Genomic DNA, 24253 nt, shown 5'->3' on the forward strand with positions numbered 1-24253 from the left:
GCAGCAGCCACCATACCCTCAAAGCTGACTTTATCGTTTATCCTTTGACAGCGCCCGCAATCATACTTTTTTGTACCTGTTTGCTAAGCAGTAAATAAATAATAATCGTCGGGATCGTGGAGATCATGAGGCCTGCTCCAATAATTCCCCATTGCGTAATGTAGGTTCCCACCATCGACATCATGCCGACCGTTAGTGTCTGATAAGCCGTGTTATTAATGAATGTTACCGCGAACATCAGCTCGTTCCAGGAAGAAAGGAACGTAAAGATCGCCACCGTTGCCAACGCAGGCTTAACAAGAGGCAATATAATATAAAAGAAAGTTCTGTAAATCCCGCATCCGTCAATGACCGCGGATTCCTCCATTTCACGGGGAACCCCCTTAAAAAAGCTGCCAAGAATAAACACAGCCAGAGGAATGCCAAATGCAACATAAGGGATAATCAGAGACCAATAGGTATTCAGCATTTTCAGGTTCTTCAGTACCATAAACAGGGGTAGCAGAGCTGCATGAATCGGTACCATCATACCGAGAAGAATAACCGTCATCGTAACATTGCTCAGTTTCCATTTCATTCTTGTGATGGCATAACCCGTCATTGAGGCAAGAATTAAAACAATGAAAATGGTTACAACGGTTACCCATACACTGTTTACAAAATAAGTTAAAACATTGCCGTCCGATAATGCCTTGGCATAGTTGCTCCAGAGAAACTTTTTAGGAAGCCCCAATACATCGCCGCTGAAAATCTCACCGTTGTCTTTCAGTGAGAAAAATGCCAGCCAGATGAGAGGATAAATCTGTATGATCGCTACAATAATTAAAAAGGCTTGCAACAGTATTTTACCAATGAAATTAGGTCTTTTTTGAATAGTTGCTTCTGCTGTACTCATTTTTCTCACCTCCTATTCGGTTTTAACAAATTTGTTGATAACGACTGTAAATACTAAACATTCCAATATAATAAAGACGGATAATGCACTACCATAACCATATCTGTAGGTATCAAAAATAGTCGTGTACATCAGCGTACTCGGTACTTCAGTGGAAAAGAATGGGCCGCCGCCTGTCAACACATACACCAGATCGAATACCTTAAGCGCACCGATCATGGAAAAGACGAGACACACTTTGAGAATCGGCTTCATTAGCGGAATAGTAATCGAGATGGCCGTCCGCACGGGAGAAGCTCCATCGATTTTTGCAGCTTCAAAAATATCCTGCGAAATCGACTTCGCTCCTGCATACATTAACAGCATATGATAACCGACATACTGCCACAGGGTCGGAATAAAGGAAGAAATCAGCGCTGTACTTTTCTGTCCAAGCCAATCTTGCGCCAAGCTTGAAAGACCGATGTCTTTGAGCAGCGTGTTCAAAAGGCCATAGTCCGCGTTGTAGATTTTAGACCAAAGCTGTGCGATCACGACGGTAGAAATCAAAACTGGGATAAAATATACGGTACGATAAAACCCTTCTCCCTTGATAGTGGATGCCAAAATGAGGGCAAGAATAAGAGAAACGGGCAACTGAATGAAAATGGACGCTGCTGCGAACAGCAAAGAATTTTTCATAGAACTTAAAGCTCGGTGACTGGTAAACATTTCAACATAATTCTGCAGACCGATAAAAGTGCCTTTTCCAACGCCATTCCAATCGAGCAAACTATAATAACTTGAGACGAAAATCGGAACCAAAACAATTGCGAAAAATATGATGAGTGTCGGAAGAACAAATATACATATGGCCGTCTTATTCGAAAATACGGAATTCATAATCGTCTCCTATCAAAGATGTGGCCAGGGGTTTCCCTAACCACATCTTTATTTCTGTTTATTTTTCTATCACAAGCTGAGTTCCGTAGCTTTAAGCTGTGCCATCTGTTTACAGAAATCCTGAGGAGTCATGTCGCCGGCTAAAAGCTGCGCGATCAAGTTTTTGTGCGTTTCTGCCGAATCTGCCGGGAGAATATTGTCCCACCAAGTAATAAACGAGGTCGCTGTGTTCATCAGATCTGCCGAAGATTTGTCAAGTTCTGACAGTTTCGAAGTATCAAGCCCCTCTGTTTTCCAGCAAGGAAGTCCTGCACCGGCGAGAAAACCCTGCGTACCGAGCTGCTCGCTTAAATACGTAAGAAATTCAACAGCTTCTTTCGGATGCTTGGTGGTGTTGCTGACATAGAAACCGTCCTGACCTCCACCGAAAAATTCGGTGTTCGTGCCTTTACCGTCTTCAAAAATTGGGAAAGGAATGACCTTAACCTTACCTTTGGTTTTCGATGACGGATCGTCGATGCCGGCATTTACCCAGTTCGCCTGGAACATCATGGCTGCATTTCCCGCATTGAATGCACCAAGCATTTCATCATAGCTCATACTGAACATACTGGAGTTGAAAGCGCCCGCTTTTGCCATTTCTTGCATTTTAGTGGCTGCAGCGACGAAGTCAGGCGAATCCCATTTGGATGGATCTTTAAATGCTGCCATTACCGCTTCATTACCAGCCTGACGCATCGCAACGATGTCATACCAGTACATACCAGGCCAGCGGTCCTTCTCTCCGATAACAGCTGGAGTAATGTTCGCTGCCTTCAACTTCGTTACTGCGTCAAGCAGTTCTGTATAGTTCGTCGGTAATTTGGCTCCCGCCTTATCGAACAGTTCCGTATTCACATAAAGGCTCGCAATATGTGTATAGACGGGCAATGTGTAAATTTTCCCATTTGTAGTGATGCCTTTCTCCATACCCGGGGCCATCTTCGCCTTGAGGTCGTCTGTTACATAGCTGGTGATATCAAGGACATTACCGGAATCGATATACGGTTGCATAAAGCTGCCGCCGCCCATGCCGTAAAATAAATCAGGTGCTTCATTTGCTGCAAGCGCTGTCTTAATTTTGGTTTTAAACTGCTCACCGGTCGTCCCTGTCCGTTCGACTTGGATGTTCGGATGATCGCTGTTCCATTTCTTGATGATTTCCGGCAATATTTTTGCCGATGGGTCCGTGTTGCCAACGGACTGATCCCAAAGCGTCAATTTAACCGTTCCGCCATCTCCTGATTTTTTTTCCCCAGATGAGGATGAATTGGAAGAGCATGCGGCCATGCTACCAACAAGGCCCAAGGCTAAAACTATACTAGCTGTCTTTTTTAGCAACGCTTTCATTTTCTAACCTCCCAATTGAATTGTTATTTTATTTCTACTCACATTGTAGGGTGAAAGCCCTTTCGGTTCCATTCAAAATACGTACATGCAATTTCAAAATTCGAACATCTCACTTCGATCATTTACTGCTTCTGTACTCGTTCACGGATCTGCCGATCGTTTTTTTGAAAAGAATGCTGAAATAGTGCGGATCGGCTATTCCTACTTTTTCACCGACCTGATACCCTTTTAAATCCGTCGTTTTCAGCAGAGTTTCCGCTCTTTTCATGCGTAAATTCGTAACATACTCCACAAAGGTCTGCCCGATTTCTTTCTTCATAAGCCTTCCTAAATGGCCCGGACTGACAAAGAACGCCGCTGCGGTGCTCGCGAGTCCCAACTCCGGATCACTCATATTATTTTCAAGATATTCTTTCACCTGACTGATCAGGTTGCCTTCTTTCGCCTGGTTTTTCGAACAGATCGCTCCCGAAAGAGATAGAACATAATTTTCCAATGTTTTCTTTAATTCCGGTAGATTATCTGCGGTAAGAATGGAAACCAGCGTTTCTTTATCAAAAATGAACTCATTTTCGATTTGCTGTTCGATCGCCGCATGCTGGCATTCGGTAATCACATCCATTGCCGCGATACGGAACTGTGACACACTGGAAAACGAAACGTCAAAGATACTGCTCACAATCTGAGACGCGCCCTCGGACGAACCGACACTGATATAGAATTGTAATTTCTGAAGAAGGTCTGAGCTTGAATGATATTGTTCCCCCTTGTTGTCAATAACATCTTCAAAGAACACGACCTGATTTTTTCCAACGAAGGCTTTGTATTGAAGTGCACGAGATGCTTCCTGATATCCCAGGTGTACCTCTTGTATATGTTCATGCTTCCGCCCGATACCGATGTTAATAAAGCAAGGGTAGGCGTTAATCAGATTTGCTTTCAGCAGCTCGCAATCGCTTACAAAATCTGAATCCTGGTTAAAGGAAATGATCACAATTTGGTTTCTGGTATCCAGCAAAACAATAACCTTCGAATCGGCTTGATAAAATGCTTCTATTTTATTCTTGCATTTCATTTTCAGTAAAATCATCTGCTCCTCTGTCTGCTCCGCGGAGGCCGAGGAAATCTCCATCACGGCGATTTGAAACAGGCCCACACCGAAGCACACCGGGATTTTGAAGTAATTCGCCTTTTCATGAATTTCTTCCATCGAAAGGGCACCCATTAACCATTGATTTAAAAATTTTTCCTTAAGAAATGGAAAGTTTCGCTCCAGCTCTTCCTTCAGCTTCTCCATTTCCTGATCGCGCGAACGTTCCTCGTAAATTTTACTCTTCACTTTGTCAGTCACACTGAGCAGCTCAGAGGCACGAATCGGTTTTAAAATAAAATCAATAACCCCCAGCTTTAAACTTCTACGTGCATACTCAAACTCATCATGACCGGTCACGACCACGATTTTGATATCCGGATGCTTTTCCAGAACCATACCGCTAAACTCAATGCCGTCCATAAACGGCATGCATATATCCGTAAAAATGATGTCCGGCTTTTCTTTATCGACCAATTCAAGCGCTTCCCCTGCATTGGAAGCTTCGCCTATAATCGTCATGCCTTGCTGTTCCCAGTCAATACGCAATCTGAGCAGATTCCGTATCAAATATTCATCATCAACAATTAAAACCTTAAGTTTTTCCATGATGCATCTTCTCCATTTGGTATAGTCAAGGTGATCGTCGTTCCCTTGCCCGGTTCGCTATCTATTTTGAAACGGTTTTTATCTTCATAAAAAATACGCATACGTTCCATAGTTCCCCATAAACCAACACTCTTGTTTTGACCTTTTTCTTCGGTAGACAGAATTTGCTGAATTTCTTCTTCCGACATACCGACACCGTCATCCGAAATGGATATTTGGACCCCGCCTTCTGTATGGTGCACACCGATCCATATCGTTCCACTAGTTCCTTTTTTGCGTATCCCATGGTAAAGCGAGTTCTCAACTAGCGGCTGCAATACTAACTTCATTATTGGGTAGTGACAACAGCTCTCGTCCACATCATACTGAACCTCGAACAGATCCTGGTAGCGCACTTTCTGGATTTTCAAATAATTTCTTACCATCTCTATTTCTTCACCGACGGTGATTACGTCTCGGCCTTTACTCACGCTCATGCGATAATAACTTCCCAATGCCTCGACCAGGTCGCATACCTGATCGTTTAAGCCGGACAAGGCTAACGATGTAATGGAGTCCAGCGTGTTATATAAAAAATGCGGTTTGATTTGTGCCTGCAGCGTACTCAGTTCCGCTTTGCGAATCGTATTCTGCTCTTCAATAATTCGCTTCAGCAGCTGATCGATTTGTTCGATCATATTGTTGTATCCAATAAACAGCTGTTCAAATTCAAAACTATTCGGTTCAACGCGAACCTTTTGCAAACTACCACTTTGCGTTTTTTTCATAGAGCGCAAGAGTTGAAGAATGGGATTAATAATACTGCGTGAAATAATAAATGAACTCACAAAGAAAACGGTTCCGATAATAATGAGCAGAATAAGTGCTAAAAGCATAAGCGACTTATTTTCGGAGTGGATGATATTGTACGGCGTTATACTCACAAATTTCCAATTCGATTTTCCGCCTGAAAGATAGGTTGCCGTATATTTCTGGGAGCCGGATTTCATGGTCAGGAAGCCTGAGCTGCTCTGCTGGAATTGTTGCTTCACCATATCTTTGTTATTTGTCAGCATCTGTTTAAACAACGCAACGCTTTTATCTTGTGTTGAACTGGCGGATATGATTTGATTATTTTCATCCAAAATAACAATTTGCAGCGAGTTTTGATTGGGCAGATTGGAATACGCTTGCGAGAGAGCGCTTTCCTTTATGTTAACGGCCATTACCCCCAGTGGGGATGTGTCGTCAATGTCCCGAATCATTCGGATCAACGATACGAAATTTTCTTTGGAGCCGTCTGAAAACGCGCCGCTTCCATTCAGCTTCAGAATGTACTTTCCTTTGTTGGATACCACTTGTTCATACCATGGAGCTTCCTCAACGTCCGCCTTCGTAAAGATGGGCGATTGCTGCGTTCCAACGGAAAAGCTATGACCGGAATTGTCGAAAATATAAACGGAATCGATCACCGGAACCGTCTGTATGAGGTTGTACAAATATTTGCTGACCTTCGACTGGGTTTGCAGGTTGGAATACACATTTCCTTGTCTTAGCAAGCTTTGCAGATTGTTATCCGAAAAAATCATTTTAGAATAGTTGTTTACGTTTTCCACCATTAAATCGACGTTTGTCTGTATGGAAGTAACCGTTTGAAGCGATACCTCATTGATTTTTTTCTGCGCCGAGTTCGTGGATATTTTATTCAACACCAAATAGCTGAAGCCCACCGTAAGCAAGATGACCAAAAAATAGGCAAACGGTATTTTTATAGACAATTTTTTCGGTTTGCTGTGAAAAAAGGATTTCATGCTTCTCATCGTTCGTACGATCATCGTCGCCCCTCCATTATTTGCCGAATCCATGATATAGTGTTACGACCGATAGCAAATTTGATTATACCATCTACTCAGGTTAGGTATCGTTGCATTCATCATAACCCAAATCATACCGTATAGCTTGGCCACTTGTGCTTGCGAGAACATAAAGTCGCCGAGCCTAACGAAAATGAAAAAGCCGCAAAAGATCGGGTGATCTTCTACGGCCTACCATATCATAAAAACATTAGTGTTATCGTGCCACACCCCGTTATATTAAGTCATCGAAATTGAATCGCTATTCGCTTTTGTACTCTTTGCTAGAAGCTTCTTCGTAAAATTCACATCAAAAAAATGAATGATGGGTCCCAGACCGAATGCGGACACGAGAGTTCCTAAACCGATAATGCCTCCTGACAGGAAGCAGATCAGCGCACAAAGAGCATCTGTAAACATTCGATGCCAAAAATAAGAGATTTTCGGGAAGTTATTTTTCATAATCAAAGACAGACTGTCATAGGGAGCTATTCCCACATTAGATGTCTGATACAAGGATACTCCAAAACTGCATACCACCACGCCGATCACCACGATGACCACCCGCTGCCAAAACAGCTGAGGTTCACCTAACAGATTTAGCCAGGTATTATGGAAGAAAGTAGCAATGTAGCCCAGAAGAATCGCATTGACGAAAGTCCCGGCTCCGATATACTTCCGTCCCATGAAAAATTCGATCACAAACAATACCAGGTTCAGCAAGATTAGAAAATTTGCATATGCGATGCCAGTGACCTCTGCAAGTGCCATCACCATGCCGCTGAAGGGATCATTCCCCATGCCAGACAGCTTAAAAATACTGATCCCCATACCCAGAAATACATTGCCGAAAACCATAATGATCAATCTTTTTGCATCTACTCTATGAATATATTTCTTCATATGGTCCATCCTATTTTCATATTTAGTTCTGCTTTTCATAAACAATTGACGTCATTATATCATAATTTCAATGGGTGGGGCGGTGCCTTCCTGGTCGGTTTCCGTGCCGAGGACATCAATCATCGTAATCTCGTTGACTTCCTTATCTGTTCCTATTGGGACGTGCAAATACACGTCCTTGCTGGTTTTCTTAAGCGAACGAAGGTGCATGAGAATTTCATTTTCAATACAACGAGCCGCAAATGTCACCAGCTTCGTGCCTTTGTTCGGCCGTTAGCTCTCGATAGCTTTGATTAATCCGATCGTCCCGATGGAGATCAAATCCTCTAAGTCCCACGCCGATGTTATCGAATCTTTTGACAATATGAACACGAAGCGATGTTAGACAGACAAAGAAAAAAGCCTCGAAAGCGAGACCTCGGGGGAATATTCCCAAAACTATCGTTCCCACGAAATATATGTTTACTGGAAATCATCTAATGTAATAGTCTAGCATAACCAGCTCGTATTGGCACGCACCCTCCCGAAAGGAAGTGATGCGTATGGATACATTCCATACGATCTGTTGTTTATTGCTTTCGAACTTTTACCATTTTGTTCCTTTCATTTCAACACTTCACCTTATAAAAACTCATGATACAACTTCATGAGCGTCCGCTCATTCCCCGCAAGTGTCGAGGCCGAATCTTCCGCGGATGACCTCCTGCTCCCGTTTCCTCGTGTGGTACCGTGAAAGCTACTACATCATGACGCATCGACTGAATACCCAACCGTTGAAGGAGATCCACATGTGTTTTTAACCGCTCGACTTCAGCCTTAAATTCGCTTAGGCCCGGTTGGTAGAAGTTGGCCGGCAATGAATAGTTGGACAGCACGAGACCGAGCTCAGTCGTCTTGTCTCTGACCTGGTCGGCCAACGCCGGATCGTCAACTAAAGAATATCCATAGGGAACAAGCTCCACATGCTCGCATTCATTCTCTTTAGCCCATTGCAGCACGTCGAGCACATTCATTCGGCCATCCCGCAGTTCGTTCACCATGCAATAGGTACTGATGCCAAGCTTCATGGCATTCACCTTCCATTCGTAGATTTGTGATCAGCCTTTTACAGCGCCGCCTACGATGCCCTTAATAATGAACCGCTGAACGAACACGTACAACAACGTAATCGGGAAGGCGATCATTACGGAGGCGGCAAACAACTGCTGCCAATCGGTTTGATATTGCATCCGGAAAGCCATCAGTCCTGTCGGCAAGGTGCGCATATCAGGTGATGGCAAATAGACAAGCGGATTGAAAAAGTCATTCCAGGAGTTGAGCGCAATGATTATGAAACAGGTCGACGTCACCGGAAGCGTAATCGGAAATACTACTGTCCAGAACAATCTAAATGATGAGCATCCATCTATGACTGCTGCCTCTTCTATCTCAAGCGGCACCGTTCGGAAAAATTGCAAATACAAAAAAATCGGCAGCGCCAAGCCGCCCGAAATTTGAATGATAGCCAGCCCGGCGTGTGTATTGAGCAAGGATAGCTCCCTAAGGACTAGAAAGGATTGGATGGTGCCGGCGAAACCGGGCAATATCAAACCCAGAAGAAAAAAGAGAAAAATCCAATCCGCTTTCCACGCCTTGCCATGGCGTAGCGCGTATCCAGCCAACATGCTTGCCAATAGCGTGACGGACGTCGTCATGACGAGCACCGTCAAGCTGTTTCCAAAATAATGGACGAGATTTCCCGTTTTGATCGCATCGACATAATTGTGCCAATGGTAGGTGTCGGGGAGCGCCAGCGGATTCAACGAGCCCGATGGATCCTGCAAGGATACGGTCGCAAGGACGAACAAGGGAGTCAGAACGAATACCAGCGCGCCAATGCCCACGAGGTAGGAGGCGGACAGCTTGATTATTTTCTTAGACGTCGCGTTCATCACTTAACCTCCAACCGGCTGAGCAGCCTGATCTGTACAAAGGTAACCATTAATATGAATATGGAAAGGACCATCGCCATCGCTGTCCCGTAGCCGGGCTGGGAGGTTTTGAACGCGAATTGGAAAATCAGCGTACCGAACACTTGTGTAGAGTTCGCCGGCCCCCCCTGCGTCATGACCCAAATATGTTCGAACTGTTTCAAATTGCCAATGACGGACAACACGGTATTAACCGTGATGGACGGAATCAGCAGTGGAAGCGTGATACGGAAGAAGCGCTGTCTTGCACCGGCACCGTCAATGCTGGCCGACTCGTAGATTTCCTGTGGGATGCTCTGCAGACCGGCCATATAGATCATCATGGAGTAACCGATGTATTGCCAAACGATGACGAATGCAATGGAGTAGATAGCCAGGTCGGTATGGCCAAGCCAATCCACGGCAGCCAACTGATCCAACCCAAGAAGATCGAAGAGCTTTGGTAGGAACCCGACGAAAGGAGAATACATGTAGCTCCAGATATAGCCGATAACGACTGTATTCAAAATGGCCGGGTAGAAGATAACCGCCCGCATCCAGTTGACGCCCTTCAGTTTCTGATCAAGCACGACGGCTAGCAGAATCGCCACAACGTGCTGGATGACCAAGACGAACACGGATAGAATGAGAATATTCCGCAATGCCGTCAGGAACAAAGGGTCTTTGAATACGTGAATAAAGTTATCCAGTCCGATCCAATTGGCGGAGAAGGAAAGTCCGCGCCAATCGGTGAAACCGTAATAGAATCCACTGAAAATAGGTGCTGCATAGAACAACAAAAACAACAGGAAGGCCGGTGCCAAAAACAGCAAATAAATTCGGACCGTAATGATTTTCATGTCTACCCCCACTCTCATTTGGGAATGGGCCGTGGAGCAGGGAAAGTCCCACTTGTCCGGACTTTCCCACCCATGGCTATTGCTTACTTTTTAAGATCTTTCTCTTGCGCTTGCTGCATTTCGGTCATCAGTGCGGCCGGAGAGCCGTTGCTCTTTAGCAGTATCTTCTGCAGAATCGGGAAGTAAGTCGGCTCTACAGAAGGCGTTAAGCTCGGGAAAATCGACGTCAAATTCGAATCGATCGTCTGGGTCAGTTCGCCGGAAATCGGATGATAGTTCGTGGAAGTCCCACCTTTAACTGTGACGGCGGATTTCGTCTCTTCCGACCACAGCTTCGCGTTTGTAGGATCGGATACAAACTCCATGAACAGCTTGACCTCTTCCGGATGCTTGCTCCAGGAAATACCCGTAAAGATATTATCGGAGACGAGGTTGACGATCAGCGGATCCGAGCCTTTATTCAGCGGGATCGGGAAAGCGCCAACTTGGAAATTCTTGAAATCCTCAGGGAATTGATCCAACGACCAGGTGCCCATCGGATACATAGCAGCCTTACCTTCCTTGAACACCTGAACGACCTGATCGTTGCCGAGACCGACGGAATTCTCCAGGAAGTAACCCTTGTTCACAAGCTCGATCAAAGGATCGAAGAAGTTGGCAAACTCCGGATCCGTCCACTTCTTCTCTCCGCTCGCCAGCTTATCGAAAATTTGCGGTTCCTTCCTCTGGTAATAGCCATAGTTGCTGCTGGAAAGGAACTGCGTAGCCCAGGCGTCTTTGCCGCCAGTGATGAACGGCGCCATACCGCTGGCTTTGATCTTCTCGCTCACACTCATCAGTTCTTCCCAGTTTTTAGGAACAGTTAAGTTCAGCTTCTTGAAGACATCTTTGTTGTAGAAGAACACGACCGCATAATAGTTGTAAGAGGCTCCATACGTTTTTCCGTCAACTGTACCGAGTTGAACAGCCGAATCCAGATAGTTTTTCAGCCACGGCTGACCCGTCATATCCATCAGCACGTTCTTTTGACTCGCGTATTCCCGAAGTTGGTTCGGAAACATCCATACGATGTCCATGTCGGCTTTGGAGACGATTCGGGTACGAATAATCTCCCGGTACTGGTCCGCAATGTAATCGTGTTCTATGGTAATGTATGGATACTTCTCTTGGAACTTCTTAATCACTTGTTTGCTGACCGGGTTCCATGTCGAAAGCTTCAGTGTTACCGGTTTCTTGCCACTTGCAGCAGTCTGGCTAGGATTTTCATTGGAGCTGGATGACGGCGATTCCGTGCTGTCCTTCGAGTTGTTGCCTCCGCAGGCCGAGACAACCATAGCGACGAGCAAAATGACGAGCAGAAATTTTAAGTTACCCCATGTCTTCATTCCAATAACCCTCCTATTTGCAAGTACATTCTTCACTTCAAAGCAAGTATATAAGTTCGTCGCCTATCTTCCTACGCACCAAAATTGTTATTACCCTATCATTTCTGTCATCTTTTCCGTCCGCAGATAAAAAAAGAGCACGAATTTGCTCATTCGTGCTCTTTTTTGTAATGGCATCGCTCCAATCTATTCTCGTATGCGGTTTTCCAGGCTTATAATCCCCGGAACTCCCTAGGCGTCATACCGGTATATTCCTTAAACAGCTTGCTGAAATAATGGGGGTTCAAGAATCCGACATCCTCCGAAATTTGATGCACCTTTCGATTCGTTTCCCTTAGCAGCCCCTTCGCATGATCCAGTCTTTTGGCATTCAAATAATCGTTGAAATTCATTCCGATTTCCTTGGCGAAAAGTCGGCTTAAATAGCTGGTGCTGACATGCACATGCCGTGCGCATTCCGACAGCGACAAATCCCGTTGAAAATTCTGATCGACGTATTCCTTGGCGAGCCGAACCGATTGATGACTGCTTACGTTCTGCTCAGCCAAGCCCATGACGGCTTCGTCGTATGCTTGCGTGATCGATTCCGGCCCGTGGTATATGCCGCTAGAGGAGCAAGTCAATGGGACGTGCAGCAAATTCATGACATTGCGCCGAACGTCCCCGAGCCAAGCATCCAAATCCATCAGGTCCCCTCCTGACCATGCAGGAGTCAGCCAGATCAGTTCCTCTCCGTTTCTGGCAGCCAGCACGCTGCCTTCCATATGAACCGCATAACCTGCAATCAAGGATTCGACGGAAGGAAATCGTGACGGTCCGGTTTTGCCCGCCACACCTGAAGACGGTTCCGAAGGTTCCGTGCGAAAGATCGCGATTCGAAATCCTCTATGCAAGCCTAATCTTTCCAAGGACCGTTGGACGTCCTTGCCTGCCTCTTCGCCGCCTGATACCGCGGCAAGCAATGAACTCCGCAGTTGTCTGGATGCTTGCCATTCATCCTGATCCGATGGTCGTTCCTTCGCTTTGAATCTCTCCAGAAGACGTTGCAAAGATGCCTCAATCTCCTCCCTGTCCATCGTCGGCTTATGTAAATAATCAACGACACCAAGGCGCAGTGCCTCCTGCACCTTGGGGAAATCGTTATAGCTGCTGATCACGATGATCTGGATATCGGCATAATGCTCTTTGATTCTTCGCACCAATTCAATCCCATCCATGACGGGCATCCGAATGTCAGTCATGACGATATCGAACGACTGGGTTTGCAGAAGCCTCCAAGCTTCTTCTCCGTTGGAAGCTTCCGCTTTCCAGAACACATCGTATGCTTCCCAATCGAGCATGTAGTGAAGCCCCATTCGAACGATCGATTCGTCCTCCACAACCATCATGTTCCGCATTCTTCCTACTCTCCTTCCTTAATAAGCGGTATGATCAGCTTGGCGGTCGTGCCTTTCCCGGGGACACTGTCCAATTCGAGCCCATACTGGAACCCGAATCGCAATCGAACCCGATCCCGAACATTGCGAATGCCGATATTCCTGGTCTTCTCATATTCCGTATCTGAGTTGATTTTTTGGAGCAGCTCTGGATCGATTCCTTGGCCGTCGTCTTGAATGACGATTTCTAGATGGCTTCCGTCCTTGACTTGCTTGCATCCGATTACGATTCTCATCTTATCGTCAATGTTCCCGCATCCGTGAAAAATCGCATTTTCTACCAATGGTTGGAGAATCATTGCCGGGATATGCGCCCCCATAACGCCGTCTTCCATCTCCCAATCAATCGTAAATTTGCCGGTATATCGCAAATCCATCAGCTGTAAATAATCTTTTAGAAATTCGATCTCCTCTTGAAGCGTGACCAGTTCCCGATCGAGCTGCATATTGGAGTTGATCAACCGACTCAGTGACCTTAGTAATGCAGCGATTTGATCCGATCGCTGCAGCATGGCCAACATCCGGATGGAATTGATCGTATTGTGCAGAAAATGCGGAGTGATTCTGGCCCGCATCGCGTTCAGCTCGGCCTCCCGCTTCTGCCGCTCCGATTCCCCAATGGAATGGACCAGCTCGTCAAGATACTTTACCATTCGATTGTAACTGAGCAACAATTGACCGAATTCGTCCTTGCGGCCATTGACGGGAGTATCGGGCAGGAGGAATTGGCCCCTCTCTATGCCACGCATGGAGCGGATCAGACTCTTTATCGGTTTCGCCAACCCCCTCGCGAGCAGCCAAGACAGCAAAACTGATGCGATGCAGATGAAGAAGACAACCAAGGTCGAAAATTTCTTAATGACTTCGCTTTCCTGCAAAAACTCCTTTCGATCAACCATCAGATAGGTTGTCCAGCCCGTATACTCATTATATTTCTTGACGCCTCTCCATGATTCTTGCATTCCGTTGATGGTCGCATCGACCGCAATCGGCACAATCTCGGAGTCAGCAGAGTCCGTTACTTTCGCCACTCCTAGAAGCTTGCCGGATTTCGACGGCTGGTTGGAATACACAAACCCGTAAGTCCCTGTTACCGTCACATGGACATTCTTATAACCAAGCGAGCGAACGGTTTTGTCGATAAATTCAGGCTTAACGTCAACGGCAATAACAGCTACAGGTTCATAATCACGGTTTACCAACATACGTGCAACGGTCAGCGTTTCGAATGGCTCGCCGTTGAATTGATTTTCCTTTCTCAAGCCGGAGATAACCAGGCCACCCTTCCGTTCGATTGCATTCTTAAACCAATGTTCTTCTCGTGGGTTGCTCGATTTGTCGATTGATTTCACCCCGTTAATCCGGTACCCGTAAACACTTCCATCTGTACCGTAGAACAGGATGGCTTCGATCATCGTATTAATGGATGGGTAAGACGTGATCAGTTCAATGAGCCGCTGCTGTTTGCCAAGCTCAGTCAGATCCCATTGCTCAGTTGGTGCGCTGGACGACCCGATGATATCAATCATTTCCTCCGTGGAGTAGGGAAGCGTGCTGAAATGATCAAACCCTTCGACTTGTGTCGCAATCGTATTATTGAGTTGACCAACGATAACCTGCAGGTCGTCGACGACTTTCCGTTCCAGCGACTCTACCGACTTCTGATAGGAGAGCCATCCTATCAACACGGTGGGTAGAATGCACAGCGTACAAAGTACGACAAGGAGCTTGGATTGATACGTCATGTTGTTCCAGACCCGTCGAATGCTTATACCCTCCTTCTGTTCCACTTCCTGACATGCCTGAAAAGATATATATTCGTCTATAACAAGTTGATACCCGTGATATTTATTTTTTGCTCTTTTTTTACCGTTAGCGAAAAGAACCCGCCTGGGCTAAAAGCCATGAAGCGGGTTCTTACATTCTCAGTTTCATCCTTTAACGGAAATCGGGTGGTATTCTTCTTTCGACGTCTGTTGCCATTGCCGTCTCTATAACGGCTCTGCGGACACCCCGACTACTTGATCATTGAACAGACTGGGACTTTTCTCCATTTTAAGCTGGACCCGGTCCACCGCATCGTCGGCTTCTGTGCCAAGGATATCGATCAACGTGATCTCGTTTTCGATACAACGAGCCGCAAAAGTAGCCAGCTTCGTCCCTTTGTTGGGACGGAAGCTTTCGATCGCCTTGATCAATCCGATCGTACCGGTCGAGATCAGGTCCTCCTGGTCTTCGCCAGTGTTATCGAATTTTTTGAGGTAATGGACACAAAACGATGTTACTTGCCCGCTTTGGACGACATGGGAAAGTAACTCATCTCAATTGGTGAGACTGGTTTTGGTTTCGGTTCTCCCATCCTTTTCTCTAATGAACCCTCCAGACCTTCATCCGAGCAGTCCCGTCGATATCTCCCCTCCTCCAGCTTCATGTCGATAAAATCAACGACCTGTTGCAGCGAGGCGATTTGGCTGACAATATTTTTCCGGTGGCTCCTTAAGAGTTCCACCAGTTCGGGATATTCCGCCGGATCGGTATCGGCGGAGACCACCAAAAAAGGCCGCATTTCCTCCAGCGGCATCCCCGTTTTTTTCAGGCATGCGATCAGCCGGATCGTATCGATGTCTTCCTGTCGATAGATGCGGTGCCCGTTGTCCTTCCGCTCTGCACGGGGCAAGAGCGCGATCTTCTCATAATAACGGATCGTATCCTCGGTAATTCCGGTTTGTTCGGCAGTTTGTTTTATCGTAAAGGTCTGTTCTTCCTTCATCCTGTTCCCTCCGTAGTTTGCTTTTTGTGCATTATACATCTTGGAGCTGGCTCCAAGTCAAGTCTCTTATTCTTAGGAATAGCGTTGTTTTCGCGCCTTGACTTGGAGTCGACTTCAAGTTATAGAATTTGCGCTATCAAGGCAAATATTCCGATATCAGGAGGAGATGCACAATGAAGAAGAACCCACGTGAGCATATCGCATTGATAACAGGCGCAAGCGCCGGAATCGGGTTGGAATTAACCCGGAAATTGCTGTCGGAAGACTGGCAAGTGGTTGCTTTGAACCGTTCCGACTTTCCAAAGGAGGATATGAGTATCCAAAATGCGGTCAAGGATGGATTACTTCGAATTTATAAAACATCTGATCTTTCCGATTATGTCAGCTTGAGACAAACTTTGGAAGAGATCAAAGACAAGGAGCAGCGGATCGATATTTTGTTCAATAACGCCGGAGGGTCGTTTCCCAAGCTGAGCTATTCGAAACAAGGACGCGAGAAGCATTATGAACTGTTGACGGTCGTTCCGTATATTATACTGATGGAGTTGAAGGAGCTCCTAAAAATCGGCAGCTTAAAAACAGTGATCAATACCTCATCCTCCGCGCAAAAATTCACGAAAGAGTTTACGATCGATATCCTGGAACGTCCCAAAACCTTCCGCAAACTAATTGGCCCTTACGCCATCTCAAAGCTAGCTCTTTCACTGTGGACTCAAGCCATCGCGCCGCAGCTTTCTGAGGACGACATCATGATCCGCAGCGTCGACCCAGATGGCAACAATACGCTAAAAAAAGGGAAAGCATCCGGATTACCCTTCTTGGTTGGAGTGTTAATGAAGCTATTTTTCCCGCCGCCTACTCACGGCGCCGACAAGCTGTATGAGGGGGCAATCGGGGAACACCGGAATAAGACCGGCGTGTTTTTGGTGAAAGGTCGGGTTGCGGAAATAAAATTTTTAGACCAGGCGCGAAACGTATTGGAAAGGATTCAAGCGATTTATGAACACGAATTTTTGCAACGGAATTCATAACTTACGGTGGGTTAAACCTATCCTTTGGCTCATCTGAAAGTCGGGCAACGACGTCAACAAAGAAAAATAGTCGACCAGGGATAACCCCCCTAGCGACTACTTTTCAAAATACTTTTGTCAACGGGAAATGTCTCTCAAGCAGTTTTTCAAACCAACATCAGTACACCTTGACTATCTAATTTTCGCCTAATCGCTAACCTTAATTCTTCCTAATAAGATAAGCCGATATTTTATATAATTCATATCTCATTATTTTTTCTTATAAAACTCATGATACAGCTTCATGAGCGCTCTCTTCTCAATCCGGGACACATAACTCCGGCTGATGCCGAGTTCCTTGGCGATCTCCCGCTGCGTCCGCTCTTCTCCCCCTTGCTCTAGTCCGAACCTTCCCTTTATTACTTCCTGCTCCCGTTCATCCAAAATATCCAGGTTACGATAAATTTTACTTTTCTCCATTTTAAGCTGGACCCGGTCCACGACATCGTCGGCTTCCGTTCCCAAAATATCAATCAACGTGATCTCGTTTCCTTCCTTATCCGTTCCAATCGGGTCATGTAATGATACATCTTTGCGGGTTTTCTTGAGCGATCTCAAATGCATGAGTATTTCGTTTTCAATACAACGAGCCGCAAAAGTCGCCAACTTCGTCCCTTTATTCGGGCGGAAGCTTTCGATGGCTTTGATCAATCCGATCGTACCGATCGAGATTAGGTCCTCCAGGTCCTCGCCGGTGTTGTCAAATTTTTTGACAATATGAGCCACCAGCCGCAGGTTATGCTCAACGAGCAGATTGCGGGAAACCGCGTCACCTTCAGCCATCCGCTGCAGATGCATCGTTTCCTCTTCCTCCGTTAGGGGCTGGGGAAACGCGTTATTTTTTACGTAGGAGACCAGCAGTGTCAGTTGCTTAATGAACAGCGCAATCGTGGAAAACAGTTCCATGAACATTACCCCCAAGTCCGAGGCCAAAGGGGGCGCACCCCGCTCCAGCGCACAATGAAGTTCAGTTCTACATTGTATGTGGGCGAAGACCCAGATGTGCCTGTACGGAAAAAAAGGAACCGTCTCCGAAATTTACGGCCTGACTCGGATTCAATTCCTAACAATAGCTACTCCTGCAATTTATAGATGAATTATTTTCCTCCCTTTACAAATACTACACTGCAACTGATTAAAGGAGGCAAATCTTCTATGTGTCAACGTTTCTCCGTGGCTGCCGAGTTGCAGGAGGTTCAGGAGTATTTTCAAATTGAACGGGTGTTGTACTATTATAAAAACCGTTTTAATATCAGCCCCACACAGCCGACGCCTGTCGTTCTTCAAGAAAACGGGGAGCGGATTCTCGATGAGTTTAGATGGGGGTTCGTTCCTTATTGGGGAAAAGATGCAATCAACGCAGATCTCCGAAATGTGCACCGGAATCCGACCTACCGCAGAATCGTGAATACGCAGCGGTGCATCATCCCGTGCAATGGATTTTATTATTGGAAAAGAGAAGGAAAAAAGGAGTACCCCGTCCGGGTGGTGCTGAAAAACCGGGGTATGTTCGGTGTAGCCGGTCTGTACGAAATTTGGCGGGATACTCGCGGCGAGCCGTTCCGCACCTGCACCCTCGTCATGACGGAGGCTAATCCGCTGATCGGCGAGTTCGAGAGCCGGATGCCGGCGATGTTATCCCCGGAGGACATGACCCGGTGGCTTGACGAGGAGACGAATGAGCTGGATGCGCTGGATCTGATTCTCCGGCCGCATGCGGCAGAAGAAATGCGAGCCTACGCGGTGACGCCGCTGATTGATAACAACCGGTATGACACGGACGAGTGTATTCGGGAAATGAATCTGGAGCTGGCCTGGGTGAAACGTTAAACGTACTGGCACTAGGGGCATGGTCGATGTTCCAGTGATAATAAACCAAGAAGCCTCCGTCCCGTTTACCAACCAGTCTTCTCATTTTCCATGCCTTCACCACACAAATAGCCCCCATCATATGCGATAGGGGCTTGGCTTCGTTCCATTTACTTAATTTCTTCCATAATACAGCTTCAAATTCGGAATATCCACTAGATACAAAATGTCGACGCCTTTAGGACTGCGGTCCACCGCGATTCTCTCAATCGGCTTGCCTGGGGCGAGCGAAGTTTCGGTCCAGCCTGCTCCGCCGTTATTCACAGCCATAAAAGCCCGGTCTGTGCCGCTTGATTTCACATAATAGATTCTTGCTTCCGTACCGGTCCATGTAACGTCAATGGCAGCTTTCGTTTCCGCCGCGTTATAAATGGTCTGAAGCTCCCAGCCTCCGGTACCATAGGTAGCCTGCTTCACGGTGAAGCTGGTACCACCTGCCTCGCGGTAGCGGTATGCGATGATGGGACGATTGGCGGAGTCAACAGTGAGTTTGGCGCTTTGAACGCCGGGGCCGCCGGGATCGGCGCCGCTTTGTACGTACGCTTCGCTTGGAGCCAAGGGCTGAACGATATCGGCGGTAGAGAGCGAGACAGGAGCAGAAACGGGTGTTCCATCCGCCTTGTAAAACTCCCCGGTAGACGGGCTGTATTTCAAATACGACAGCTCGTGACGCAGGGCACTTGCTGCAAATTGCGACCATTCGAACAAAATGTGCAAATCGCCGTTGGCATCAAAGACCAAATCGTCAGGGTAAACGGATCGGTTCAGTGTGGAAGCTATGGTTGCAATCTTGCTCCAGCTGGAGTCGGCGTTATTCCAACGATACAGGACGCCCTCTCTTTTGCCGGCGGTATCCTTGCTGATGCGGACCAGCAAATAGAGGTCCCCGTTAGGGGCGGTTGTCAGAATCGGGTAGGTTACCTTTGCCGCAGTATCGGGCATATCCGCAGAATGATTTTGCGGGGCTCCACCCACCGTATCCGAACGAAAATACTGCCAATTGCTGTCGTGCATAGAAGCAAACACATGAAATCTTCCGCTTCCGTCTCTGGCAATCGATGGCTGGCTGTGACCGTTATCGTCCGTATATTCAGCAACCGCCGAACCATCCATGACCGGGATATTGCTCCAGGCCCCCATGCCGTCTCTTCTGGCGATATACACCTTATGTTTGCCCGCGATGCTTCCAGGCGCATTGTAGGCCATATAGGCATACTCATATCCTGTGCCATACGTATCGAGCGGTGACCACCATCCGGCCTGGTTGCTGGAGTCCATCGGGTAAGGAACTTCTTCAAGTGCAGCTGCGGCACTTCCCGTACCGGCTGGTAGCAGTGTCATCAATGCTAGAACAATGAGGCAGATCCTCCATCCTTTCATCCTTTTCAGATTGATCATCGTTACCGCGCCCCCCCAACTATAAAATTGAAAATCCAAATCAAGCGTATCACTTGCTTCTTGACCGAAGGTAGGATCAAAACACCGTATCTCATTGAACGGAAATGGGCATTTTTCTAGGCGATAGAACAATTCTTTTCATAGCACGCCGAAAACTACACCCCGAACCGAAGACAAGAAAATTTTCAATTTGGCCGTTCATACCAGTAGCCTGGGAATCCTTTTGTTAGACGCACGAGAGCCTCGAGGAAAAAATAGTCGCCCCAAATGACAAAATCATCCGCGGCAATCCCGCCCCTTACAAAATACGAACCGTGCCGCAGAAAGCCTTCCTCGGCTTTCTCGCCACCGCCGCCTGCAAAACAGCCGTCAACTAAAGCCGTCATAGATCGCTCGACGAATGAGTAGAAAAAGGTCCGATCGGGATCATCAGCCGATAAATGATCGATGATTTCCAAAATACCGCAAGCCGCGATGGAGGAGGCTGAGCTGTCCCGGGGTTCGCCGGCCGTTTGCGGCGCGTCAAAGTCCCAGTAGGCAACCTGGTCTGCGGGAAGATGGGCGATGAAGTACTTGGCCATTCTTTTTGCCGTATCCAAAAATGCCGGGTCCCTATAGTAGCGGTAAGCCAGCGCGAATCCATAAATTCCCCATGCCTGCCCCCGTGTCCAGGTGGAGCCGTCCCGGAAGCCTTGGTGCGTTCCGCCGCGGACGGAATCTCCCGTTTCAGGATCAAAATAAAAGGTGTGATACGAGGAGCCGTCGCCGCGGACCAGGAAACGTCTGCTTTTTTCGGCGTGAATCCGGGCGGCATCAGCATACTTGGAATCCCCGGTTTGCTCGGCAGCCCAGTACAGCAAGGGCAAGTTCATCAGGCAGTCGATAATGATGCGGCCGCCGTTCTCTGGATCGCCTTCGGGACCCCAGGCCTGAAGGATTTGAGCGGACGGCCGCCACCGTTTCATCAGCAGATCTGCGGCTTGCAGCGTTGCTTTCCTCGCGGCTTCATCCTGTTCCACGATCCACTGCGCCCCGGTAGACAACATGTACAGAAACCCGATATCGTGATGCTCCAGATGACTTTCTTTTTCCAGGCGGTCTATAAAGGAGTGAACGCTTGCGATAGCGGCTTGCCGGAACAAATCGTCGCGGCTGTATTCATAACTGAGCCATAAAATACCCGACCAAAAGCCTTCCGTCCAATCGGTATGATTCATAAGCTGATATTTCCCGTCGCCATGGCTTACATGCGGAAATTGCTGCTGAAAACGAGCTATATTAGCTTTGGTTGTGTTCAGCGTTTGTTCGATAATCTCGTTCCAATACATAAGGCCCTCCTAAATAAAATAGATGGATCGGCAGTTTACATGATGACGTCGACCTTGACGGATGAACGTTCGGAATAGGGCGGAATAACCGTACCCTGAATCGGCTCTCCGTCTACAATGATGCTTTTTACGCCTGTACTGACCTTGCTCTCGTTAGTGACAGTGATGTCATAGATGCAGCCCCGGAACCGCCGTTTCACCGTATACCCTTCCCAGCTTGCAGGAATGCAAGGGTTAACGGACAGGCCATTCAGCACCGGCTTAATGCCCAGCATGTATTGGGTGGCCGCTATATACATCCATGCAGCGGTTCCTGTCAGCCAGGAGACATTGGCAAGGCCAAACTTGTCGGATTCCGGACCGAACAAATTGGAGGCATACACATAGGGCTCTGCTTTGTAGCGCCATAGGCCCGCTTTGTCCATAGCTACATTCGGCAGCAACTGGCGGTAATATTTGTAGGCAAGATCCCCCCGTCCCAGCAAGCATTCGGCGATAATCGCCCAGGTGTTGGCATGACAAAATACCGCTCCGTTCTCTCCCGTCCCCTTGTTGTAATTGGTCAAGGGATCGGCGGGATCGGGAAATGTGGTGATCGAAGGGTGAATCTTTTTAATGCCGAGCTCCGTGTCGAGCATGTCGCGAACGCTGTTCATCGCCTGCAGGCCTTTATCCGGCTCCGCCATACCGGAAATAATCGCCCAGGTCTGGGCATTGAGCCAGATTTTGGCCTCATCATGCTCGTCGCTTCCCAGGAATCGGCCATCATCCATAATGGCGCGGCGGAACCAGCGTCCGTCCCAACCGATGCTGTTTACCAGCTTACGCTGTTCTTCGTACATCGCTTCATACTTTGCGACATCCTCCGGATGGCCTGACGCCATCGCAAGATCGACCATGCGCAGCAGCACCGTGCCAAGCTGCATCGCGGTCCAGATGCTTTCCCCACGCCCCTCGCGGCATACCCGGAACAGCTGGTCGTTCCAGTCCGAGCGCAGCATTAGCGGAAAGCCGTTTGGCCCGAGCTTTGACGCAGTAAAATCGATTGCAGCCTTCAAATGCTCATACACCGTGCCTTGGCCGCCATCATAATATGGCACCTGATCCCCTAAGAAGGCCGCATCGCCGGTTTCCGCAAGCAAATCCCAGGCCGCCAGCGCGGTCCATAAATGATCGTCGGAATGAACGGTCGTCACCGGCTCCCAGCCTTCGTTCGGGAAAAAATAATGGTTTACGTGTCCATCCCTGTACTGCTGGCCGAGCAGAAGCTGCAGCTTGCTTAAGGCCAGCCCGGCGTCAAACGGAACGACGGCCAAAATGTCCTGCGAGGTATCCCGGTAGCCTACGCCGCGGAATGTTCCGGTGGCATAGAAGGAAATGTTTCGTGAGAACAGGAAATTGCGGTGCGCCTGGTACGGGTTCCAGATGTTGATCATCCGCTCGGCGTCCGGGTCTGGCAACCTGCTTTCCCATACCCCCAGGTAGGCGTTCCAGTTTTCCTTCAGCGCCTGCAAGGAACGATCCACAAACCCGGCTTCCCGGGAGCGGGCTATCGCTTTCTCAACGCCAGCCTCATCTGCAGACGTACCGAGGAAAACATTAATTGTGCGACGTTCGTCCGGCTGCAGCGTAATGCTGAATTGCAATGCACCGCAAGGATCACCGCCCATCAGCGTCGATCCGGTGCAGCCACCGTTCTCAATCGCCGCCGGATTGGTCTCGCTGCGGTAGCTGCCGATGAATTCCTCGCGATCCCCATCGTAACCGCTGAGCGGTGCATCGGAAGCGAAATATACCAGCGGCGTTTCCTCCGGCTTTGGCTGGTTTTCGACGCCATATCGGTAAACGAGCGCCCCCGCCTTATGGTACCGGACCGATACCTGATGCTTGTTGTAGCACTGCCACTGCAGCTCGCGCATGAACTCCATCATCCCGAACTCGACATAGGCGTAAATGTTTAACTGTTTTGCCGTATTCCCCTCGTTTGACAAGGTCAAGTTCCAGATCAGCGAATTTTCATAAGGGCCAACAAAATACACCACTTTAGCGGCTATCTCGTCCCGCTTCGCCTCAAATCTCGTATACCCCATGCCGTGAGCGCTTTTCCACTCCTCCGGTTTGTTCATCGCCGGTTCGTTGGTGGGGCACCAATATGCCCCCGACTCCTTATTCTGCACGTAGAAATAGGGGCCCGAGCGGTCCATCGGCAGGTGAAAAAAACGGTATCGCGTGATGCGCCAAATTTGCGGTGACTTATAAAAAGCGACCCCGCCCCCGGCATGCGAAAGCATGGTATGGAAGGTGCCGTTGGACAGGTAGTTCATCCACGGTGTCGGCATGTCATGCCGTTTGAACTCCACTTCCCTCTCCGCGTCTCGGAAGGTGTAGTAGTTTTGCGGGTTATGATCGACCGTTTGGGCCTGGCTGCCGTTAGGCGTAGTGGACGGGGCATCAAACGTCTCACCGGACGGAACGTTGTTGCCGATGACGAGTGTCCCTGGCGGGTCGGCGTGTTTTGAATCGGCAGATGTCAATTCGATTCAGCTCCTTTTTCAAGCGTTTGAAAAAATAGACAACCTAAATCTGAG

19 protein-coding genes and 2 pseudogenes are annotated in these 24253 nt (G+C 47.8%); 2 read left to right on the top strand and 19 right to left on the bottom strand.

Features of this window, described 5'->3' with window-relative positions:
* Positions 1-37: 37 nt before the first annotated feature.
* The 15 genes and pseudogenes from ACFQ3W_RS11565 to ACFQ3W_RS11635 all read right to left on the bottom strand — a co-directional run bounded on the left by ACFQ3W_RS11565 (position 38) and on the right by ACFQ3W_RS11635 (position 16000).
* A complete protein-coding gene (locus tag ACFQ3W_RS11565; protein WP_379319388.1) occupies positions 38-895 on the bottom strand; it encodes a carbohydrate ABC transporter permease in 858 nt (285 codons plus the stop codon).
* Positions 896-907: 12 nt separating this feature from the next.
* On the bottom strand, positions 908-1777 hold the full coding sequence (locus ACFQ3W_RS11570; protein WP_379319389.1) for a carbohydrate ABC transporter permease: 870 nt from the start codon (positions 1775-1777) through the stop codon (positions 908-910).
* A 69-nt stretch (positions 1778-1846) separates the two neighbouring features.
* Positions 1847-3166, bottom strand: coding sequence for an extracellular solute-binding protein (locus ACFQ3W_RS11575; RefSeq protein WP_379319390.1), 1320 nt, complete (start codon positions 3164-3166; stop codon positions 1847-1849).
* A gap of 118 nt (positions 3167-3284) precedes the next feature.
* On the bottom strand, positions 3285-4865 hold the full coding sequence (locus tag ACFQ3W_RS11580; RefSeq protein ID WP_379319391.1) for a response regulator: 1581 nt from the start codon (positions 4863-4865) through the stop codon (positions 3285-3287).
* A complete protein-coding gene (locus ACFQ3W_RS11585) occupies positions 4844-6679 on the bottom strand; it encodes a sensor histidine kinase (protein WP_379319392.1) in 1836 nt (611 codons plus the stop codon). Before ACFQ3W_RS11585 ends, ACFQ3W_RS11580 begins: the two co-directional genes overlap by 22 nt.
* A gap of 258 nt (positions 6680-6937) precedes the next feature.
* Positions 6938-7609: a YczE/YyaS/YitT family protein gene (locus tag ACFQ3W_RS11590; RefSeq protein WP_379319393.1), complete on the bottom strand. Its 672-nt coding sequence runs from the start codon at positions 7607-7609 to the stop codon at positions 6938-6940.
* Positions 7610-7693: 84 nt separating this feature from the next.
* Positions 7694-7976, bottom strand: a pseudogene (locus tag ACFQ3W_RS11595) (sigma factor); the annotation flags it as partial.
* 268 nt (positions 7977-8244) lie between these two features.
* Positions 8245-8676, bottom strand: coding sequence for a sugar phosphate isomerase/epimerase family protein (locus ACFQ3W_RS11600; RefSeq protein ID WP_379319394.1), 432 nt, complete (start codon positions 8674-8676; stop codon positions 8245-8247).
* Between the two features lie 21 nt (positions 8677-8697).
* Complete coding sequence (locus ACFQ3W_RS11605; protein WP_379319395.1) at positions 8698-9531, bottom strand: carbohydrate ABC transporter permease; 834 nt, start codon at positions 9529-9531, stop codon at positions 8698-8700.
* Complete coding sequence (locus ACFQ3W_RS11610; RefSeq protein ID WP_379319396.1) at positions 9531-10409, bottom strand: carbohydrate ABC transporter permease; 879 nt, start codon at positions 10407-10409, stop codon at positions 9531-9533. The genes ACFQ3W_RS11605 and ACFQ3W_RS11610 overlap by 1 nt, the downstream gene beginning before the upstream one ends.
* Before the next feature lie 83 nt (positions 10410-10492).
* On the bottom strand, positions 10493-11794 hold the full coding sequence (locus ACFQ3W_RS11615) for an ABC transporter substrate-binding protein (protein WP_379319397.1): 1302 nt from the start codon (positions 11792-11794) through the stop codon (positions 10493-10495).
* 212 nt (positions 11795-12006) lie between these two features.
* Entirely contained in the window at positions 12007-13182 is a 1176-nt protein-coding gene (locus tag ACFQ3W_RS11620; RefSeq protein ID WP_379319398.1) for a response regulator, read from the bottom strand.
* 14 nt (positions 13183-13196) lie between these two features.
* A complete protein-coding gene (locus ACFQ3W_RS11625; RefSeq protein ID WP_379319399.1) occupies positions 13197-14975 on the bottom strand; it encodes a cache domain-containing sensor histidine kinase in 1779 nt (592 codons plus the stop codon).
* Positions 14976-15272: 297 nt separating this feature from the next.
* Positions 15273-15497, bottom strand: a pseudogene (locus ACFQ3W_RS11630) (sigma factor); the annotation flags it as partial.
* 14 nt (positions 15498-15511) lie between these two features.
* Positions 15512-16000 carry a MerR family transcriptional regulator gene (locus ACFQ3W_RS11635; protein ID WP_379319400.1) on the bottom strand — a complete coding sequence of 163 codons (489 nt, stop codon included), beginning with the start codon at positions 15998-16000 and terminating at the stop codon, positions 15512-15514.
* 173 nt (positions 16001-16173) lie between these two features.
* Here ACFQ3W_RS11635 and ACFQ3W_RS11640 point away from each other — a divergent pair, with 173 nt between their 5' ends.
* Positions 16174-17031: an SDR family NAD(P)-dependent oxidoreductase gene (locus tag ACFQ3W_RS11640; RefSeq protein ID WP_379319401.1), complete on the top strand. Its 858-nt coding sequence runs from the start codon at positions 16174-16176 to the stop codon at positions 17029-17031.
* A gap of 249 nt (positions 17032-17280) precedes the next feature.
* On the opposite strand, the gene sigK is transcribed toward ACFQ3W_RS11640, so the two are convergent.
* Positions 17281-17976 carry an RNA polymerase sporulation sigma factor SigK gene (gene sigK, locus ACFQ3W_RS11645; protein WP_379319402.1) on the bottom strand — a complete coding sequence of 232 codons (696 nt, stop codon included), beginning with the start codon at positions 17974-17976 and terminating at the stop codon, positions 17281-17283.
* Positions 17977-18225: 249 nt separating this feature from the next.
* Here sigK and ACFQ3W_RS11650 point away from each other — a divergent pair, with 249 nt between their 5' ends.
* Complete coding sequence (locus tag ACFQ3W_RS11650; RefSeq protein WP_379319403.1) at positions 18226-18900, top strand: SOS response-associated peptidase; 675 nt, start codon at positions 18226-18228, stop codon at positions 18898-18900.
* A 153-nt stretch (positions 18901-19053) separates the two neighbouring features.
* Here the strand turns inward: ACFQ3W_RS11650 and ACFQ3W_RS11655 are convergent, their stop codons facing one another.
* The 3 genes from ACFQ3W_RS11655 to ACFQ3W_RS11665 all read right to left on the bottom strand — a co-directional run bounded on the left by ACFQ3W_RS11655 (position 19054) and on the right by ACFQ3W_RS11665 (position 24199).
* Positions 19054-20280 (bottom strand): BNR-4 repeat-containing protein, encoded by a 1227-nt coding sequence (locus ACFQ3W_RS11655; protein ID WP_379319404.1) that lies wholly within the window; start codon positions 20278-20280, stop codon positions 19054-19056.
* Positions 20281-20522: 242 nt separating this feature from the next.
* Positions 20523-21665 carry a glycoside hydrolase family 88 protein gene (locus ACFQ3W_RS11660; RefSeq protein ID WP_379319405.1) on the bottom strand — a complete coding sequence of 381 codons (1143 nt, stop codon included), beginning with the start codon at positions 21663-21665 and terminating at the stop codon, positions 20523-20525.
* Positions 21666-21700: 35 nt separating this feature from the next.
* Entirely contained in the window at positions 21701-24199 is a 2499-nt protein-coding gene (locus ACFQ3W_RS11665; RefSeq protein WP_379319406.1) for a GH36-type glycosyl hydrolase domain-containing protein, read from the bottom strand.
* Positions 24200-24253: the final 54 nt, after the last annotated feature.

It is taken from the genome of Paenibacillus puldeungensis (assembly GCF_042678945.1).
Taxonomy (GTDB): Bacteria; Bacillota; Bacilli; order Paenibacillales; family Paenibacillaceae; genus Fontibacillus; species Fontibacillus puldeungensis.

Bases quoted from the DNA above. Each gene is read 5' to 3' on its own strand.
- ACFQ3W_RS11565 (WP_379319388.1), bottom strand. From the start codon at position 895: ATGAGTACAGCAGAAGCAACTATTCAAAAAAGACCTAATTTCATTGGT.
- ACFQ3W_RS11570 (WP_379319389.1), bottom strand. From the start codon at position 1,777: ATGAATTCCGTATTTTCGAATAAGACGGCCATATGTATATTTGTTCTT.
- ACFQ3W_RS11575 (WP_379319390.1), bottom strand. From the start codon at position 3,166: ATGAAAGCGTTGCTAAAAAAGACAGCTAGTATAGTTTTAGCCTTGGGC.
- ACFQ3W_RS11580 (WP_379319391.1), bottom strand. From the start codon at position 4,865: ATGGAAAAACTTAAGGTTTTAATTGTTGATGATGAATATTTGATACGG.
- ACFQ3W_RS11585 (WP_379319392.1), bottom strand. From the start codon at position 6,679: ATGATCGTACGAACGATGAGAAGCATGAAATCCTTTTTTCACAGCAAA.
- ACFQ3W_RS11590 (WP_379319393.1), bottom strand. From the start codon at position 7,609: ATGGACCATATGAAGAAATATATTCATAGAGTAGATGCAAAAAGATTG.
- ACFQ3W_RS11605 (WP_379319395.1), bottom strand. From the start codon at position 9,531: ATGAACGCGACGTCTAAGAAAATAATCAAGCTGTCCGCCTCCTACCTC.
- ACFQ3W_RS11610 (WP_379319396.1), bottom strand. From the start codon at position 10,409: ATGAAAATCATTACGGTCCGAATTTATTTGCTGTTTTTGGCACCGGCC.
- ACFQ3W_RS11615 (WP_379319397.1), bottom strand. From the start codon at position 11,794: ATGAAGACATGGGGTAACTTAAAATTTCTGCTCGTCATTTTGCTCGTC.
- ACFQ3W_RS11620 (WP_379319398.1), bottom strand. From the start codon at position 13,182: ATGATGGTTGTGGAGGACGAATCGATCGTTCGAATGGGGCTTCACTAC.
- ACFQ3W_RS11625 (WP_379319399.1), bottom strand. From the start codon at position 14,975: ATGACGTATCAATCCAAGCTCCTTGTCGTACTTTGTACGCTGTGCATT.
- ACFQ3W_RS11635 (WP_379319400.1), bottom strand. From the start codon at position 16,000: ATGAAGGAAGAACAGACCTTTACGATAAAACAAACTGCCGAACAAACC.
- ACFQ3W_RS11640 (WP_379319401.1), top strand. From the start codon at position 16,174: ATGAAGAAGAACCCACGTGAGCATATCGCATTGATAACAGGCGCAAGC.
- sigK (WP_379319402.1), bottom strand. From the start codon at position 17,976: ATGGAACTGTTTTCCACGATTGCGCTGTTCATTAAGCAACTGACACTG.
- ACFQ3W_RS11650 (WP_379319403.1), top strand. From the start codon at position 18,226: ATGTGTCAACGTTTCTCCGTGGCTGCCGAGTTGCAGGAGGTTCAGGAG.
- ACFQ3W_RS11655 (WP_379319404.1), bottom strand. From the start codon at position 20,280: ATGACACTGCTACCAGCCGGTACGGGAAGTGCCGCAGCTGCACTTGAA.
- ACFQ3W_RS11660 (WP_379319405.1), bottom strand. From the start codon at position 21,665: ATGTATTGGAACGAGATTATCGAACAAACGCTGAACACAACCAAAGCT.